This is a genomic window from Sorangium sp. So ce1335 (genome assembly GCF_051521615.1).
GTDB lineage: Bacteria > Myxococcota_A > Polyangia > Polyangiales > Polyangiaceae > Sorangium.
On record NZ_CP150363.1, the window covers coordinates 7,110,448 to 7,127,215 of the forward strand.

Consider the following 16,768-nt stretch of genomic DNA (forward strand, 5'->3'; position numbering starts at 1 on the left):
AGCGTGCGGCCCCGCAATAGGCTCTCGACGGCGCCGGCGCAGGTGCGGCACAGGCGCGCTGGCGGCGCGGAACGGCGACAACGTGGGCCGTGTTCGCCCCGGTCGGGGCGCGGCGCCGCCGTCGGGGGATCGACGTTGGCCAGCGCGGGCGCAGCCCCCGAAAGGCGCCCTGAACGGGAGCCGGCGCCCTGGTATCGGCGCGCGCCGCGTGAGGCTCATCTAAGGATGGTGTCCTGCGGGAGCCGGCTCGGACCGCAGCAATGCTCGCACCGGACAACGTCGATGGGGGCGCGGACGGCGCGCCGAAGCAGCCGCTCCGATCCGTCACGCGTGCATGCCGCCATCGAGGTGAGCGCGAGCGCCAGGCGCGCGCTGCCCCGCAGGCCGGGCCCCGTACGTGAGGCGACGCAGCAGGGCCTCGGCCGGGCCGGGCCGGCCGGTTCGCCGGAGGGCGTCAGCCAGCACGACCGTGAGCGCCCAGACGCCGAGCCCGATCGCGGCGGCGGCCTGCGGCGTGAGCGCTCGGCCGAGCCCGGCGAAGTACGGCTCGAAGAGGAGCAGCCACGCCAGCGACTGCGCGAGATAGCAGGTCAGGGACCTCTCGCCGCACGCGAGGAGCGCGGTGACCAGGGCGCCGCGCCTCTCCCCGATCCGCGTCGCCAGCACCGCGAGGAGCGCGGCGTAGCCGAGGCCGCCCGCAACCCCGGTCAGGGTGTGGAGCGCCGTGGCGGCAGCCAGCGCGACGGCCGGACCGCCCGGCCACAGCTCGGCCTTCAGCGCCGCCAGCGGGAGCGCGCCGACCGCCGCGGCGGCGATGCCGACGACCGCGGTCCGGCGCAGCGACGCCGCGTGCCGCTCGGGTCGTTCGAGCAGGCGGCGGCGCGCCGCCCAGATCCCCAGCAAGAACGGCCCGGCCGCCATGACCGCGAACAGCGGGGTGCTGACGATCCAGCCGACGACGCGGTAGGCGGCGGAGAGCCAGGGATCGCTCACCGCCTCGGAGCCGTCGGGGATGAACAGCGCGGCCACGCCGAACACGAGCGCGCCGACGACCGACCCGATCGCGGCGTGGAGGAGCAACCGACCGTCCGGGCTGCGCAGCGCGGCGACCAGGACGAGGGACAGCAGGCCATAGGCGGCGAGGATGTCGCCGTGGAACAGCAGCAGGGAGTGGAAGAGCCCGAACACGACCATCCAGCCGCCGCGCCGGCGGGTCAGGCGACGGGCCGCGCGCGCGTCGGCGTCGAGGCCCCGGCGGGCCAGGATCTGGACCACGCCGTAGCCGAACAGCGCGGCGAACATCGGGTAGCCGCGGCTGTCGATGAAGATCGTGTGGAGGGCGGCCACGGCCCGGCCGAGCGCGCCGCCGGCCGTGCTCCCGGCGCTCAGCACCTGGGCGTGGGCGAGCGCGATGACGAGGAGCATCACGCCGCGCGCGAGGTCGGGGACCACCGCACGCGGGCGCGGCGTCCCGGCGGGCGACGCGGGCGACTCGGGACCTTCGGGCGAGGCTGGGTGCATCGGCTTGCTTCCTTCCGCGATGGGTCGCGCGACATCGCGCGCCGCGAGGCCGTTGCGACGGCGCTCGGCTTTAGATACGAGATCGTATCCAATGCGGGGTCATTAAGATACGTGTCCGTTTCTTATTTGGAGGACATGTGAAGACGCGCGAGCAGATCGACTCACCCGAACGCACACGTCGACGCGGGGACGACCTTGTGCGGGCGATCCACGCGGCCGCGCTCGCGGAGCTGGCGGCTGTCGGGCTCGGCCGCATGACGATGGAGGGCATCGCCAGGCGCGCGGGGACGGCCAAGACGTCGCTGTACCGGCGCTGGACGTCCCCGCACGACGTGCTCCTGGACGCCATCGCCCGCGAGCACCCGCAGGAAGTGCCCTCGCCGTCCGCCGACGACCTGCGCGGCGACCTGATCCGGGCGCTGGGGCAGCTCGTCGCGTGGCTGGAGACGCCGACGGCGGCGGCCGTCGCGGCGATCATGGCCGAGCGCCGGCGTCACCCCGAGCTCGCCAGGGCCCTCTACGAGCGGGTGTTCGACGCGCGCGGCGGCCGGTTCACGCTCACCGTGCTGCGCCACTACGCGGCCCGCGGGCGCATCGACCCGGGGCGGCTCACGCCTGTCGTGGCCGACATCGGCGAGGCGCTCGTGTTCAAGCTGGCGCTCGACGCCGACGCCGCGCCGAACGAGCAGCAGCTCGCCGCGATCGTCGATCAGGCGATCCTGCCCGCGGTCGGCCTCGGTCCGGGCGGACCGCGCTGAGTCGGGAGCCTGAAGGCGATCGAAGGCGGCGTCTGCCGTCCCGTGCCCCTCCGCTTTCCTCTTTTCTCACCCCCCGAGATACGCGCGCAATCCAGAGCGACACAGGGGTGCCCTCGTCGCGCGAGGCGCGCCCGGCGATGCAGCGGGATCCAGGCTCAGTACTCGGTGACGTTCTCCGGCGGAACATCGCGGAACACGCGGTCGCTCTTGTCGCCCGAGCCGGTGAACTCGTAGGTGAGGTCGTGGTGACGAACGAAGCAAAGCGGGCTGTCGCTCTGCACCACCGCGGAGACGACGCCCGTCACCGTGACGGTGTTGAGGTCCACGTGCAGCTCGAAGCCCGTCCCGCCGTTCTGGCGCAGGAGCTTGCCCATCTCGGCGCCCGTGAAGCTCTCGATCCGCACGTCGCAGGGCGCGTTGAACTGAAACATCTTGTCGGAGGCCTTGAACGCCTCGCTGTCCTTTATCGTGATGGCCCCGCCGGGGAAGTAGCTGCGGACCGAGGCCGCGTCCTCTCCGACGTCCTCCCAGGTGATGTTCTCGAGCACGTTGTCGCCCATCATGTGGATCCCCTCGCAGCCTGGATAGGTGATGGTCACGTTCTTGACGCTGGCGCCCGGCGCGAGCAGGAAGAAAGGCCGCTGGCTCTCGGCCTGCTCCCCCTCCGAGGTGTCGCATTTCATGGCGGCGACATCGGCGCTCAGCGTCTCGCCCTTGCCGTCATACACGGCATTCGGAGGAACGAAGAGCGTCCGGGAGATCGTCCGGGCGGTCCCGGTACCTTCCGTGGCGTACGTCAGCGGGCCGACCTCCTCGGTGATGTACTCCTCGTAGGCCTCGGCCAGCTCCTCGTCCGCCGGCGTGAACTGCCTGAGGATCTCCAGCGGGTCGCCGGTGGGGACGACGCCTCCGCCACCCGAGCTCGCGCCCGCACCGCCGGAGCCGGCGCTGCTGCTCGCGCCAGAAGCGCCCAAGCTCGCCCCGCCACCGCCGGAGCCGGCGCCGCCGCTGCTCGCGCCGGAGGCGCTCGAGCTCGTCCCGACATCACCGACAGACCCGCCTCCCGCGCTGCCGGTGCTGGCGGTCCCGCCCGCATCGGTGGACACGTCGGCGGACTGCGACGCACATGCCCAGACGAGCGAGAACGCGGGGATCAGGATACCGGCGCGGAGCCGGTCAGAAGGCTTCGACGTGCTCGTCGACATGAGATCTCACCCCTTCATGATGCGACCGCGTACCATCGGTCTATGGCTCGATACCGTTCTGGAACATCACATGTGCAACGGGCGTGCCGCTCGGCGCCATCGGGCCTGGCCGCCCTGCTGTCGGGACGCCTTCCGCCGCGGTAGCCGCGATGTCCCCTCGCCGGTCGGGTGTCGCGCCGGCGCTGGCGTGCGCGGGTGGCCATGACGCGCCGCCGGAGCTCCCGCAGAGAGCAGCGGATCGACGTGCGTTCAACACCGATGTCGTCAACCACGTCAACCCCTGGTTGACGTCGCGGCGTCGCTCGGGTGCGGCTCACCGGGTTTGGCGCCTCGACCGGAGAGGGCGCGCCGGCGATCGCACCCCCGGGATGGGCCGGCGTCCGCGACGCCCGGGTGCCGGCGAGTTGGACTCGTGCGGTGTGGTGGACAGGGACCGGACGCGCGGCGATCCTGGCGCGCCGTGGGAGCCAGGCGGCGACGACGGCGGCCGTCACGCGCCGTCGCCGCCCGCGCCAGCGACCACGCCCGAGGCCCGGATATCAGCGAACGCCGGGGCCAGCTCGTCCTCGTGGCGGATCTCATGCTGCTGCCATCGAGTCCTTGAATCCAGGCATGGCTTGAGGAAATTCATGATGCGTTGGAACCACATCGCGACGTGTGTTCTGCTGTGCTCTTCTCTCGCGGCGTGCATCGGCCCCGTGCGGGACGGGAGCGGCGGTGATGGCGGCGACGGAGGCGGCGGCGGCGATGGTGCCGGTGCTCAGGGCGGCTGCGACGATGACGGGGGCCCCGGAGGCGGCGGCGGCGTGCCCGACCCGCGCGACCCGGACCGCGACGGCGTTGACGACGCCGTGGACAACTGTCCCGGGGCCCCGAACCACGATCAGAGCGACGTCGATGGGGACGGGCGCGGCGACGCGTGCGACGCCGACATCGACGGGGATCTGCTGCCGAACGCCGACGACAACTGCGCCTATGCCCTGAACCCGATGCAGCAAGACGTGGACGGCGACGGCCTCGGCGATGCGTGCGACGTCGACGCCGACGATGACGGGCTGTCGCTCCTCGACGACAACTGCCCGCTCGTGGCGAACGCGGATCAGGCCGATACGAACCAGGACGGCGCCGGCGACGCGTGCGACGCCGACCTCGACGGCGATACGGTCCAGAACGAGGACGACAGCTGCCCGGATACGGCGAACGTGGACCAGATCGACACCGACGGAGACGGGAGCGGCGACGCCTGCGACGCCGACCTCGACGACGACGGCGTGCCCAACGCGGCCGACAACTGCGTCTCGGTCGGCAACCCCGACCAGGCGAACTTCGACGTTGACCCGTACGGCGACGCCTGCGACGACGATGACGACGACGACGGCGTCGCGGATGGGTCGGACAACTGCGCGTGGATCGACAACGCGGTCCAGACCGACACCGATGGGGACGGCCGGGGCGACGCCTGTGACGACGACATCGATGGCGACGGGGTGTCCAACACGCTGGACAGCTGTCCCTACGCGCCGAACGCGGACCTGGCGGACTTCGACGGCGACGGCCTCGGGGACGCGTGCGACGGCGACGACGACGGCGACGGCGTCGTCGACCTGGAGGACAACTGCCCCTTCGACGTGAACCCGGACCAGCTCGACATGAACGGCAACCGGATCGGCGACGCCTGCGATCTGGGCATCGACGAGCGCGGCGGGGCGTGCCTGGCCGTCGGGGTCGTCGATCCCGACCACGACACGAGCTGGCCGAACCCTGCCAGCCCCCCGAGCCCCGAGACCATCGACACGATGACCATCAGCCCGTCCTACAGCGAGCGCGGCTCGGCGACGTCGATGCCGATCACGGGCATCCACGCGGAGTACCGGCTCAGCGACGGCAGCGCGTGGAACGGCGGCGCCGGGAGCGCCTCCCAGGGTCGGATGAGCCTGGGTTGGGTCACGGTGGAGGGGTCGACGATCCGCTATCACATGGTGCCGGAGAGCTTCCTCATCGTCGAGAGGACCGACTACAACGGCGGCGCCCATTCCGCCCACTACCGCTTCGAGACGCTGGGCCCGCTGGTGATCGTCGCCGAGCGCGGGTCGACGGTCGGCACCCTCGAGACGGAGGCGCTCCTCGCGATGGACCGGCCCGCGAACTACCGCGATGATCGCTTCAATTACCTCTCCGCCCCGCTCTGCTCCGCCGTGCCGCTCACGGTGACGTACCAGCTCCGCGGAACGACGTTCCAGGAGACCACGCTCTCGGGCTCCTTCGAGTTCTTCTCGCAGGCCACATTCGACCTCACGGGCCACCGGCCCTGAGGCGCTTCCGTGGCTCGCGTCACGAGCACCTCATGAACAGCATGTAGCGCGAGAGCGCCGCGGGGAGGACGGCCAGGCCGGGCTGGCGAGCATCATGGTCGGCTCGATCCCGCGGCCGCCGCACGGGCCTCCTCCACGCGGCGCAGGCAGGCGTCGCGGTGATCCCGGGCCGTGGCCTCGGGCAGGCGCAGGAGCGCTGTCCTGCGCTCGACGGACATGCAGTAGGTCGTCGCGGTCCACAGCGCCGGGTCGTCCACGCCGCGGAGCGGCTCGAGATCGGCCCACACCCGCACGGCCCCGTCGCCCGACGCGGCGAGGATGCCCTTGCCATCGAGGCTGAACACGGCGTGATGGACAGGATCATCGGAGCCGCGGAGGACCAGGGGCTGCCCCGTGCCGTCGGCGTTCCAGATGCGCACCGTGTTGTCCTGGGACGCGGTGACGACGCGGCCGCCGTCGCCGCTGAACGCCGCCCACAGGACCCAGTGCTCGTGACCGCGCAGGACCAGGGGCTCCCCCGCCCCGTCGGCGCGCCATACCCGCGCTGTCCTGTCCTGGGACGCGGTGACGATGCGCCTGCCATCGGGGCTGAACGCCGCTGAGAAGACGTCGCCCTCGTGGCCGCGCAGGACCAGGGGCTCTCCCGCGCCGTCGGCGCTCCATATCCGCGCCGTCCTGTCCTGGGACGCGGTGACGATGCGCCTGCCATCGGGGCTGAACATGGCCGAGAAGACCTCTGCCTCGTGGCCGCCGAGGACCAGGGGCTCTCCCGTCCCATCGGCGTTCCACACCCGCGCTGTCACGTCGTACGACGCCGTGACGACGCGCCTGCCGTCGGGGCTGAACGCCGCCGACACGGCCGCCTCCACGTGACCGCGGAGGACCACGGGCTCCCCCGTCCCGTCGGCGCTCCACACCCGCGCCGTGCCGTCCTTCGACGCCGTGACGATGCGCGCGCCATCGGGGCTGAACACGGCCGACATGAGCTCCGCGATATGGCCCCGGAGGACCACGGGCTCTCCCGTGCCGTCGGCGCTCCACACCCGCGCCGTCTTGTCGTTCGATGCCGTGACGATGCGCTTGCCATCAGGGCTCAGCTCCGCCCAGGTGACCGCCTGCTTGTGAGCGCGAAGGACGAGGGGCTCTCCCGTGCCACCGGCGTCCCACACCCGGGCCGTGCCGTCCGCGGACGACGTGATGACGCGCGCGCCGTCGGGGCTGAACGCCGCCGAGGTGACCCGATCCTGGTGACCGTGGATCACGAGCGGCTGCCCCGTGCCGTCGGCGTTCCACACCCGCACCGTCCTGTCGTTCGATGCCGTGACGATGCGCGCGCCATCGGGGCTGAACACCGCGGAAGAGACCCGCTCTTCGTGCCCTCGCAGCACCACCGGCTCTCCCGTGCCGTCGGCGTTCCACACCCGCACCGTCCTGTCGTTGGACGCCGTGACGATGCGCGCACCATCGGGGCTGAACACCGCGGAATAGACGTCCGCTTCGTGCCCCCGCAGGACGACGGGCGCTCCCGTGCCATCGGCGTTCCACACCCGCGCCGTCCAGTCGAGCCCCCCGGTGACGACGCGCTTGCCGTCAGGGCTGAACGCTGCGGTGCAGACACCGACCATGTGCCCCCGCAGGACGACGGGCGGCCCCGTGCCATCGGCGTTCCACACCCGCGCCGTCCTGTGAAAGGACGATGTGACGATGCGCATCCCATCCGGGCTGAAGGCCGCCGACGAGACCCGCGCGTCGTGCCCCCGGAGGATGAGGGGCTCTCCCGCGCCATCGGCGCTCCACACGCGCACGGTGTCGTCCTCCGACGCGCTCACGATGCGCTTGCCATCGGGGCTGAAGTGCGCCGACCAGATCCTGCCCTTGTGGCCTCGAAGGACGAGGGGCTCCGCCGTGCCATCGACGCTCCACACCCGGACGTTCCCGTCGGAGGACCCGGTGACGATGCGCTGGCCGTCGGGGCTATAGCGCGCGTACATGACGCCATCCGGGTGCGCGAGCACCGCGCGGGCGATCGTGCTGTGAAGGGCCGAGCGCGTCAGCTCGGGCCACCCTCGCGGCACGTCGGGAGGCTCGATCTCGCGCAGCAGCGAGAGCGCGAGCGTCGGATCGGCCTGGAGCTCGCGCGCGGCGGCCATCCGGGCGGCGTTGCGCGCTTGCAGGGCCTCGGCCTGCGCGCGCGCGGCGTTCGCGTCCGCGCGCTCGGCGTTCGCGTCCGCGCGCTCGGCGTTCGCGTCCGCCCGCTCGGCTTCCCGTCGGGCGTCCACCGCGAGGTACGAGACGACGACGGCGATCGTCCCGAGCGCGGCGATCACCCCCGTGGCGAGCCGCCGGCGCACGCGCCGCGCGCGGTCGGACAGCGCCACGACGGCCAGCAGGTAGCGCTCTTCACGCCTGCCCAGCCCGACGCGGGAGGCGGCGCCCTGCTCGCCGGCGCGGCGCTCGTGCCACGCCCTGGCGTCCTCCGCCGCGCTGTCGCGCCAGAGCAGCCCCTCGGCCCGGCCGCTCGCCTCCCATTGCGCCGCCGCGGCGCGCAGCCGCGCCACGAACTGCGCGTCGCGCGAGCTCTCGTCGAGCCACTGCCCGAGCTTCGCCCACCGCTCGATCAACGACTCGTGCACGAGCTCCACGGTCGTCCCCTCGCGCTCGCCCGAGGTCTCGAGCAGCAGCAGCCGCGCCCCCGCCAGGTGCTGGATCACCTGCGCTATCGCGTCGCTGCCGTCCCCCTCGGCGTCCTCGGCGAGCTCGCCGAGCTCCTTCAGGCTCACCACGGCGCGCGTGCGCTCCGGCGTCACCAGGCGCAAGAGCACCGCGCGCGCGAGCCGCTGCTCGCGCGACGACAGCGCCGCGAGCACCGCGTCCGCGTGGGCGGACAGCGCGCCGGCCACGCCGCCCATCTGCTCGTAGCTTTGCTGCGTCAGCAGCCGGCGCTCGCGATCCCGCGCGTCCCACAGCGTCGCCGCCGTGAATTGCAGCAGCGGCAACGGGGTCCGCGCGCGCTCCAGCGCGCCGAGCAGCTGCTCGGTCATCTCCGCGGTCTCGAGCCGGTGACCGGCGGCCGCGAGCGGCCTCGTCAGCGCCTCCCGCAGGCCCTCGCGCCCCATCGGCGGCAGGAACATGAGCCCGCGGGTCACGTCGGCCACGAAATGGCGATCCTCGGCCATGCGGTCGAGGAAGTCCGACCGGATGGCGAGCAGCACGCGCAGCGGGGAAGCGGCGTCGTCCGCCGCGCCCTCCAGGCAGGCGACGAACGCCGCCCGCTCCTCGGCGGACGCGCCGAGCGTGTAGAGCTCCTCGAACTGGTCCACGAAGAGCAGCAGGTGTCGCCGCTTGCCCTCGCGGCGGCAGCGCGCGCGCAGCCGCGCGCCCAGGTAGCCCGGCTGCGCGCGCAGCGTGGCCGCGAGCGCGTCGTAATCGAGCGAGGCCACCGCGCTCGCCCCGGCGCCGCCAGGCTCCGACTCGGCCACCTGCACGAGCACATCGACGAGCGCGGACAGCGGGTGGCGCCCCGGGCGCAGGAGGAACGCTTCCCAGCGCTCCCCGGCGCGCTTCAACGCGGGGATCACGCCCGCGCGCACGAACGACGACTTGCCCGCCCCGGAAGGCCCGGCCACGGCCACGAGCCGGTGGCTGCGCAGCCGCGCCGTCACGGCCGCGACGTCGCGATCGCGGCCGAAGAAGCGCGCCGCGTCCTCCTCCTGGAACGCGGACAGCCCGGCGAACGGGCTCTCCCCCTCGCCCAGGTCGAGCGAGCGTCTCCCGGGCAGCAGCGCCTCGAGCCCCGCGAGCAGCTCCCTGGCCGAGCCGAGGCGCTCGGCGGCGCGCTTCTTCAGGCAGCGGTCGATGAGGGCGCCCAGCGCGCCCGCGTCCGGGCGCCGCTCGCGGGCGCTGGGCATCGGCGCATCGAGGTCGACGAGCTCCGGCAGCCGCGCCGGCGAGAACGGGGCGAGCGGGTGCCCCCCCGTGACGAGCTCGTACAGCACGATGCCCATGGCCCAGATATCAGCCCGATGATCGATGCCCCTGCCCAGCAGTTGCTCGGGCGACATGTACGGGAGCGTGCCGACGATCGAGCTCGCCGCGGGCTCACCAGCGCTCTCCGTGAGCGCCGCCTGCGGGCCCGTGATCGACGCGACGACGCGCCCCTCGATCTGCTTGGCGATGCCGAAATCGAGCACCTTGATCGCGCCCGCGTCGTCGAGGAGGATGTTCTCGGGCTTGAGGTCCCGGTGCACGATCCCGAGCCCGTGCGCGCAGATCAGCGCGCGGGCCACCGGGATCATGAGCTCGACCGCGCGGCTCAGCGACAGCGGGCCGCCCAGGGAGTCGGCGGCCAGCTGCTCGGCCCCGCCGGCGCGCCCGCGCTGCGCCATCCACGCGCGCAGCGTGGGGCCCTGGATGTATTCGAGCACCATGTACGGGTATCCATGGATCTCGTCCACCTCGTGGATGACCACGATGTTCTCGTGCCGGCAGCGGGCCGTCGCCCGCGCTTCGGCCAGGAAGCGCTCCGCCTCTTGCCCGCTGAACTCGTGCAGGAGCTTGATCGCGACCAGGCGCCCCAGCTTCGTGTCGCGGGCGAGGAGCACGGTCCCCATGCCGCCCTCCCCCAGCTTGCGGAGGATCTCGTACTGCTTGATGGTGGCCCCGACGGTCATCGGCAGGCCGCCCGCGATGGGCATCTCCGGCGGCGGCAGCGCCGCTGCGTCCAGGGGGCGAGGGGCGGAGTCGTGTGCCCTGGCGCGGGGGGCCGGTCGGGCCATGATCTGCGGGCGCGTGCTGTGGGCGAGCGCGATCGTGCGTGCGGTGTCCTCGCCGAACATGCTGCGCCCGCTCAGGGAGTCACGATCGCCGTCCATGGCGCCTCCATCGCGGCCGCGCGGCCCGGGGCTCGGCGCGCCGGCGCCCCGGCCAAGGTGCGTCCGCACGACGACGCGGGATATCCCCCCTGGATGACCGCCCTGCCCCCATCGCTCATCGTCTCCTGCAGGGGAGACTACCACCACGGGCATGCCCGCAGGACAGCCCTCCGACCGCCCGCGGCGGCGAACCTCGTATTTTGCCAGCGCCGCGACATGGGAAGCCGATGTCCATCGACGCCGGGCACGCACCCACGCGGGAATATTGCAATGGCATGCTCGACGTGACGCCTCGACCTCCGTCGTGCGGACGCGGCGAACAACGGTGTTGCGCTCGCCGCGCATCGGCGTTCAAGCCATGGCAAGGCTGCCTGACGGCCGGTCGCTCGGATACCCGCCCATCAGGTCCCCCTTCATTCGAGGACGAGAATCCCGCCCACCGTGGCTGCGCGCTCGGACACGGCTGCTGAACGGAGGCGCGGACCACCGCAGGCCCGGTAGCGGGCGAGGTCAGGCGGGCCAGGGCCGGGTGTGCTCGCGGCCGCCGGCGGCTCGCGCCGCGCTGGGCCGGGTGGTACGTTGTCGGCCGGAGCGATGAGCGAGCAAGGTCAGCAGAGTTCAGGCGTGGAATCTGGTGTGTCGGGCGTCCCGGGCGTGGAAGCGAGCGACGCGCGCGGAGCAGCGGCAAAGAAGGAGGCCTCGGCGTTTCGCGATTACCGCGCCGGGGTGCGGCCGAGCGTACAGGAGCTCTACCGGCTGAACCACGAGGGGCAGACGCTCGCCTTCGTGCAGGCGAAGCAGCGGCAGTACCTCGGCCTCGACCGCTGCCGGATGGGCATGTGGGAGGCGCTCGAGCTGCTCGATCGGCTCGTCGACGACAGCGATCCGGACACGGAGACGTCGCAGATCGCGCACGCGCTCCAGTCCGCGGAGGCGGCGCGGCGGGACGGGCAGCCGCGGTGGTTCGTGCTGACCGCGCTGATCCACGACGCCGGCAAGATCCTGTGCACGTGGGGCGAGCCGCAGTGGGCCGTCGTGGGCGACACCTTCCCGGTGGGCTGCGCGCACTCGGACCGGGTCGTCTTCCCCGAGCTCTTCGCGCGGAACCCGGACAGGGCGAACCCGGCGTACCGGACGCCGTGCGGCATCTACGAGGAGGGCGCGGGGCTCTCCCGGGTCCACATGTCGTGGGGGCACGACGAGTACCTGTATCATGTGGTGAAGGATCACCTGCCGCTCGAGGCGCTTGCCATGATCCGATACCACTCGTTCTACGCGGCGCACCGCGAGGGCGCGTACGGGCACCTGATGAACGAGCAAGACCGCCGCATGATGGAGTGGGTGCGGCGGTTCAACCCGTACGATCTGTACTCGAAGGCCGACGCCCCTCCCGACGTGCAGCGCCTGAAGCCGTTCTACAGGGACCTGATAGCGGACTTCCTGCCGGCCGAGCTCCGCTGGTGAGGCAGCGGCGGAGCGCGCGACGAGGACGCGCGCGTCCCCGGCAGGAACGAGGCGCGCCGGAGAGGCTGCCGAGCACGCCACGGCACATGTGTGGGAACCGCATAGGGTCGCCCCGAGGGGGCTCCTGGAAGCGGCGAGACACACAGGGTGTCACGCGGGAGCGGCCCCTGTAAACAACGGGACACACAGGGTGTCACGCGCGAGCGGCTCCTGTAAACCGCGGGACACACGTAGGGTCACGCGGGAGCGGCCCCTGTAAACCGCGGGACACACGTAGGGTCACGCTGCGTGGGCCCCCCTACCTGGCTCGTTGTTGGACACGCAACATCACCACAACGTAATTTTTGCGTGAATTTGGAACTCCGCTCGGGTATTCATATCCCTTGGAACCCGCGTGGCGAAGCTGTAGGCGTAGGGGATAGCGGCCGATCTGCTGCCGCTCCGGCGCCTTCTCAGGCGCCGCGCGCTCGCGGGGTGGGGCCGGCGATGACCAAGGCTCCATACCGCGGGAAATAGTAAAGACATTTTACTTTGGAGGCGAGCATGAGGTCAGCACCCCTTACCCTTCTACTCTCGGCATTCCTGTGCGCCATCGGCTGTTCGGACGGCGGTGGCGACGGGGGGGAAGGGGGGACCGGCGGCGCGGGCGCGGCGGGCAGCACGGGCAGCGCGACGAGCGGCACGGGCGGCGCGACGGGCGGCGCGACGAGCGGCACGAGCGGCGCGACGACGGGCAGCACGGGCGGCGTCACGACGAGCGCGAGCGGCACGGGCGGCGCGACGAGCAGCACGAGCACCGGGATGGATGGCACGGGCGGGGGCGGCACCGGCGGCGGCCCGAGCACCCCGCGGACGAGGACGCCCGCCGCGAGCGCCAGCTCGCTGAGGGAGGCCGGCGAGAAGGCGAACCCCCCGATCCTGATCGGCGCGGCCATCTCTGGCGGCGGCCTCAACGACAACCGCTACAAGAGCGTCGCTGCCGCCGAGCACAACTACGTGACGGCAGAGAACGAGATGAAGTGGGACGCGCTGGAGCCGAACCCGGGGCAGTTCAGCTGGGGCGCCGCCGACAACATCGTGAACTGGGCGCGGCAGAACAACATGAAGGTCAAGGGCCACACCCTCGTGTGGCACAACCAGCTGCCGGGATGGGCCAACTCCCTGAGCGGGGCGGCGGCGGTGGAGCAGGCGATCCGCCGGCACATCGAGAACGTGATGGGGCACTTCAAGGACCGCATCAACCACTGGGACGTCGTCAACGAGGCGGTCATCACCAACAGCGACACCGGCGTCGGCAACCCCCGCATGAGGCCCTCGGTGTTCTTCAACGCGCTGGGTGAGAGGTACCTCGACCTCGCCTTCCAGATCGCGAGGGAGCAAGACCCGACCGCCAAGCTCTATTACAACGACTACAGCATCGACGCGCTCAACGAGAAGGCCGACTTCGTCTACGAGATGGTGAAGGGCATGGTCGAGCGGGGCGTCCCGATCGACGGCGTCGGGTTCCAGATGCACATCGGCCCGCCGAACAACGAGGCCGGCGGCGCGGACGTGGCCGCGAACCTGAGGCGCTTCGCCGATCTGGGCCTCGAGGTGTTGATCTCCGAGATGGACATCAACCGTTGCGGCGGCGTGGTCACCGCGGAGGAGCAGCTCACGTACTACCACGACATCGTCGCGGCCTGCTTCTCGATGCCCGAGTGCACGGCGATCACCTTCTGGGGGATCAACGACGGAAGGTCGTGGCTCAACTCCTGGAGCGGCGCGCTGTGCAACGGGCAGAGCTCGCAGTCTCTGCTCTTCGACGACCAGTACCAGAAGAAGGCGACCTACAACAGGGTGCTGGACGCCCTGCTCGGCCGCTAGCGTCTTACGCGCCGGCGGCGCCGTCGCCCGCCGGCGCCCCCCCCCGAATGCAGCGACGAGCGCGCGCCCTGCCGCGCGCCGCGGCGCAGCCGGCCCGAAAGGGCCTGGCGCTCGCGCGCCGGATCGCCGATCTTCTTCGGTCATGCAGGCTCCCACCATCGTCCTCCTCACCGGCGGCGCCGACAGCACGACGCTGCTCCACGTCGTGCACGCGCGCGCGCCGGTCGTCCCGGTGTTCGTCGATTACGGCCAGCGCGCCGCGCACCGGGAGCACCAGGCGGCCGAGCGGCAGTGCGCGGCGCTCGGGCTCTCGCTGCGGCGCTTCGACATGGGCGCCGTCGGGGCGGCGTTCCGGGCGGAGCAGCAGGCGAAGCTCCACATCCCGCTGCCGCACCGGAACCTCGTCGTCCTGAGCCTCGCGCTCTCGTACGCGGCCCAGATCGAGGCGGCGGCGATCGCCATCGCCGTCATCCGCGACGACATCGATGGATACGCCAGCGCGTCGCTGAAGTTCCTCGAGGCGATTCGCCACCTCGCGTCCGCGCTGGGCACCGTCGCCATCGAGACGCCGCTCGTCGGGCTCGACAAGCGCGCGGTGCTCGCCGAGGGCGTCCGGCTCGGCATCGATTACGGGCAGACGTACAGCTGCATGCTGGGCTACGAGCGCCACTGCGGGCGGTGCACGCAGTGCAAGAAGCGCCGCGCGGCGTTCGCCGCCGCCGGCATGCCGGAGGGCCCCGGGTTCTACCTCCACGACCCAGAGGGGCCGGAGGCGGACGACGCCGTCGCGGAGCGCTCATCGGGGCCGCAGCGGGGCTGAGGGGCGTCACCGCCGCGCAGGAGCGCGCCGCTCTCGAGCGCGCGGCGTCCAGCCGTGTGGATGGCCGCGACCCACAGCGCCCGACCGGAGCCATCGCGCTCGTCCATCGAGATGCATTCGAGCCCGTCCATGTTCCGGCCAGCCTCGTTGACGTAGAGGGCATGGCCCTCCATGTCGGCTATCCCTATGAAGTCGGAGCTGCAATCGATCAGCCGGAGCAGCGCGTGCAACGGGACGGCGCTGCTACCGTTCCACCCGCTCGCCTGGCGCAAGACATCGATGGTATGTTGCTGTTCCGCGACACGTTGCTCGAGGTCCTCGACGCGCTGTCGCAACGTGTCACTCCCAGGTTCGTGTGCTCTATGGGGCGGAACCTCGCCGCGCCGGCCAGGCGAAGGCGCGACGGCGACACAGTGAGGATGAGCTCGCCGAAGCTGGTGCCGTTGCCTCGCCCATGCTACCGGTGCCTGGCGCGGAGCTCCGTCACGGCGTGTCTCATCGAGTCGACGTCGGCGCCGCGCGGAGGGTCGTAGATGCGAAGGCTCCATGTTGCTCTGGGCGTGCGTTCACTGACGGATTCCATTGTCGATTACACGCGGCGCCTGGCGGCGCAGCCGCACGTCATCGTGCCTGACCAGTACGCGCTGTGGCGCACCGACACGGTGAACTTCTCCATTCGTCAGGTCCCCGCCGGCGACGCGACGGGTCTGCGCCATCTGGGATGGGAGGACGACGCCGCCAGCGCCTTCTCCGATACGCGGGATTGCAACGGCATCGTCTGGGAGGAGTTCGCTCCGGAGCATCAGCTGCAAGAGATCCTCGGGCTCTGGCCCGACGCCCAGATCAAGCGCTGACTCCGGGATGGCAACGAGCTAAATAGCCGATCCCGAATCGGCAACGGGCGAGCTGACCACAGGCCGCAGGCTCGCGGACGACCCCGGGTACGGGGAGAGGGCCTCCAGGCAATCATCCACCTCCTCGACGAGTTGGTCGATGCTCGCGCACCGATGGTTGCGGGTGACGTTGTCGTGGACCTGCTTCCAGACACGTTCGATGCGGTTGTACTGGGGCGCATACGGCGGCAGGAAGTGCAGCACGAGCTTGCCTCCCGCGGCCTCGACGAATGCTCGGGTCTTCTTGCTCGTGTGGATGCCGAAGTTGTCGACGATGACGTGCAGCCGCCGGTAGCGCCGGTAGCGGCGCAGCAGCGTGGCCAGCGCCGCGATGAACAAGTCGCTGCTCTTGCGAGCGCCGAACGCCCACGTCAGCTTGCCCGAGCCGATCGTCAGCGCGCCAGCGACGTAGCGCTTCTGGTTGTTGCCGGGCGTGAGCACACGCTTCTGCCGACCGCGCCGCATCCAGTCGAGCCCGAGCCGCGGGTTGAGATCGACATCCATCTCGTCGACGTAGAACGCGATCTCGTCGCGGGGCAGGCTGCAGATCAGCTTGCGGATCGCTCCGATCCTGCGGCGCTCGCGCGCCTTCGGCCACGGGCAGCGGACGACGGGACGGGGGCGCTTGCGGCGCGCCCCCATCGCTCGCAGCAGCCGACCGATGTGGCCGACGCTCAGGCGTAGCCCGGTGTCGCGTTCGAGCTGGAGCGCCAGCAGCTCGCGCGTCCACGTCGGCCGTGCCCAGCCGAAGTCCTGCGGGCTCGCGTCGAGCAATTGCTCAAGTCGCCGCCGGTGCGCTGCAGAAACCTTGCGCTGACCGTTGTGTGCGCGATGGTCGCGTAGGCCCGCAAGTCCTTCGGCGAGAAAGCGCGAGCGGATCCGGCTGATCGTCGAGCGAGCGACCTGGAGCTCCTCTGCAATACGTGCCGGCGTCGCTCCGGCGTCCAACCTCAGCAGAATCAGGCAGCGGATTCGGTAGGCCCCGTCCCGCGCTTTTCGGGCTCGCTGCTGGAGCACCCGCTTGTGCCGGGAACGAAGCCGAAGAACATTCTCCCCAT

Annotated in this window: 11 protein-coding genes; 6 read left to right on the plus strand and 5 right to left on the minus strand. The window is 71.6% G+C overall.

The window, feature by feature from the left end:
• Nucleotides 1–324 precede the first annotated feature (324 nt).
• The gene (locus WMF24_RS26265; protein WP_437730130.1) at nt 325–1,521 is read right to left on the minus strand and encodes a DUF418 domain-containing protein; all 1,197 of its coding nucleotides are present in this window, start codon (nt 1,519–1,521) and stop codon (nt 325–327) included.
• A gap of 137 nt (nt 1,522–1,658) precedes the next feature.
• On the opposite strand from WMF24_RS26265, the gene WMF24_RS26270 reads away from it, so the two are divergent.
• The gene (locus WMF24_RS26270) at nt 1,659–2,279 is read left to right on the plus strand and encodes a TetR/AcrR family transcriptional regulator C-terminal ligand-binding domain-containing protein (RefSeq protein ID WP_437730131.1); all 621 of its coding nucleotides are present in this window, start codon (nt 1,659–1,661) and stop codon (nt 2,277–2,279) included.
• Between the two features lie 155 nt (nt 2,280–2,434).
• Here WMF24_RS26270 and WMF24_RS26275 read toward each other — a convergent pair whose 3' ends face one another.
• Nucleotides 2,435–3,484, minus strand: coding sequence for a pectate lyase (locus tag WMF24_RS26275; protein WP_437730132.1), 1,050 nt, complete (start codon nt 3,482–3,484; stop codon nt 2,435–2,437).
• A 490-nt stretch (nt 3,485–3,974) separates the two neighbouring features.
• A complete protein-coding gene (locus tag WMF24_RS26280) occupies nt 3,975–4,115 on the minus strand; it encodes a hypothetical protein (RefSeq protein WP_437730133.1) in 141 nt (46 codons plus the stop codon).
• On the opposite strand from WMF24_RS26280, the gene WMF24_RS26285 reads away from it, so the two are divergent.
• Nucleotides 4,114–5,796 carry a thrombospondin type 3 repeat-containing protein gene (locus WMF24_RS26285; protein WP_437730134.1) on the plus strand — a complete coding sequence of 561 codons (1,683 nt, stop codon included), beginning with the start codon at nt 4,114–4,116 and terminating at the stop codon, nt 5,794–5,796. The genes WMF24_RS26280 and WMF24_RS26285 overlap by 2 nt on opposite strands.
• 92 nt (nt 5,797–5,888) lie before the next feature.
• Here the strand turns inward: WMF24_RS26285 and WMF24_RS26290 are convergent, their stop codons facing one another.
• Complete coding sequence (locus WMF24_RS26290; protein WP_437730135.1) at nt 5,889–10,667, minus strand: nSTAND1 domain-containing NTPase; 4,779 nt, start codon at nt 10,665–10,667, stop codon at nt 5,889–5,891.
• 624 nt (nt 10,668–11,291) lie between these two features.
• On the opposite strand from WMF24_RS26290, the gene WMF24_RS26295 reads away from it, so the two are divergent.
• The 4 genes from WMF24_RS26295 to WMF24_RS26310 all read left to right on the plus strand — a co-directional run bounded on the left by WMF24_RS26295 (nt 11,292) and on the right by WMF24_RS26310 (nt 15,671).
• Nucleotides 11,292–12,131 carry an inositol oxygenase family protein gene (locus tag WMF24_RS26295; protein WP_437730136.1) on the plus strand — a complete coding sequence of 280 codons (840 nt, stop codon included), beginning with the start codon at nt 11,292–11,294 and terminating at the stop codon, nt 12,129–12,131.
• A gap of 543 nt (nt 12,132–12,674) precedes the next feature.
• Nucleotides 12,675–13,997: an endo-1,4-beta-xylanase gene (locus tag WMF24_RS26300; RefSeq protein ID WP_437730137.1), complete on the plus strand. Its 1,323-nt coding sequence runs from the start codon at nt 12,675–12,677 to the stop codon at nt 13,995–13,997.
• Nucleotides 13,998–14,139: 142 nt separating this feature from the next.
• The gene (locus WMF24_RS26305) at nt 14,140–14,817 is read left to right on the plus strand and encodes a 7-cyano-7-deazaguanine synthase (RefSeq protein WP_437730138.1); all 678 of its coding nucleotides are present in this window, start codon (nt 14,140–14,142) and stop codon (nt 14,815–14,817) included.
• Nucleotides 14,818–15,350: 533 nt separating this feature from the next.
• The gene (locus WMF24_RS26310; protein ID WP_437730139.1) at nt 15,351–15,671 is read left to right on the plus strand and encodes a hypothetical protein; all 321 of its coding nucleotides are present in this window, start codon (nt 15,351–15,353) and stop codon (nt 15,669–15,671) included.
• Nucleotides 15,672–15,689: 18 nt separating this feature from the next.
• Here the strand turns inward: WMF24_RS26310 and WMF24_RS26315 are convergent, their stop codons facing one another.
• Complete coding sequence (locus WMF24_RS26315) at nt 15,690–16,727, minus strand: IS630 family transposase (protein WP_437729744.1); 1,038 nt, start codon at nt 16,725–16,727, stop codon at nt 15,690–15,692.
• Nucleotides 16,728–16,768 lie beyond the last annotated feature (41 nt).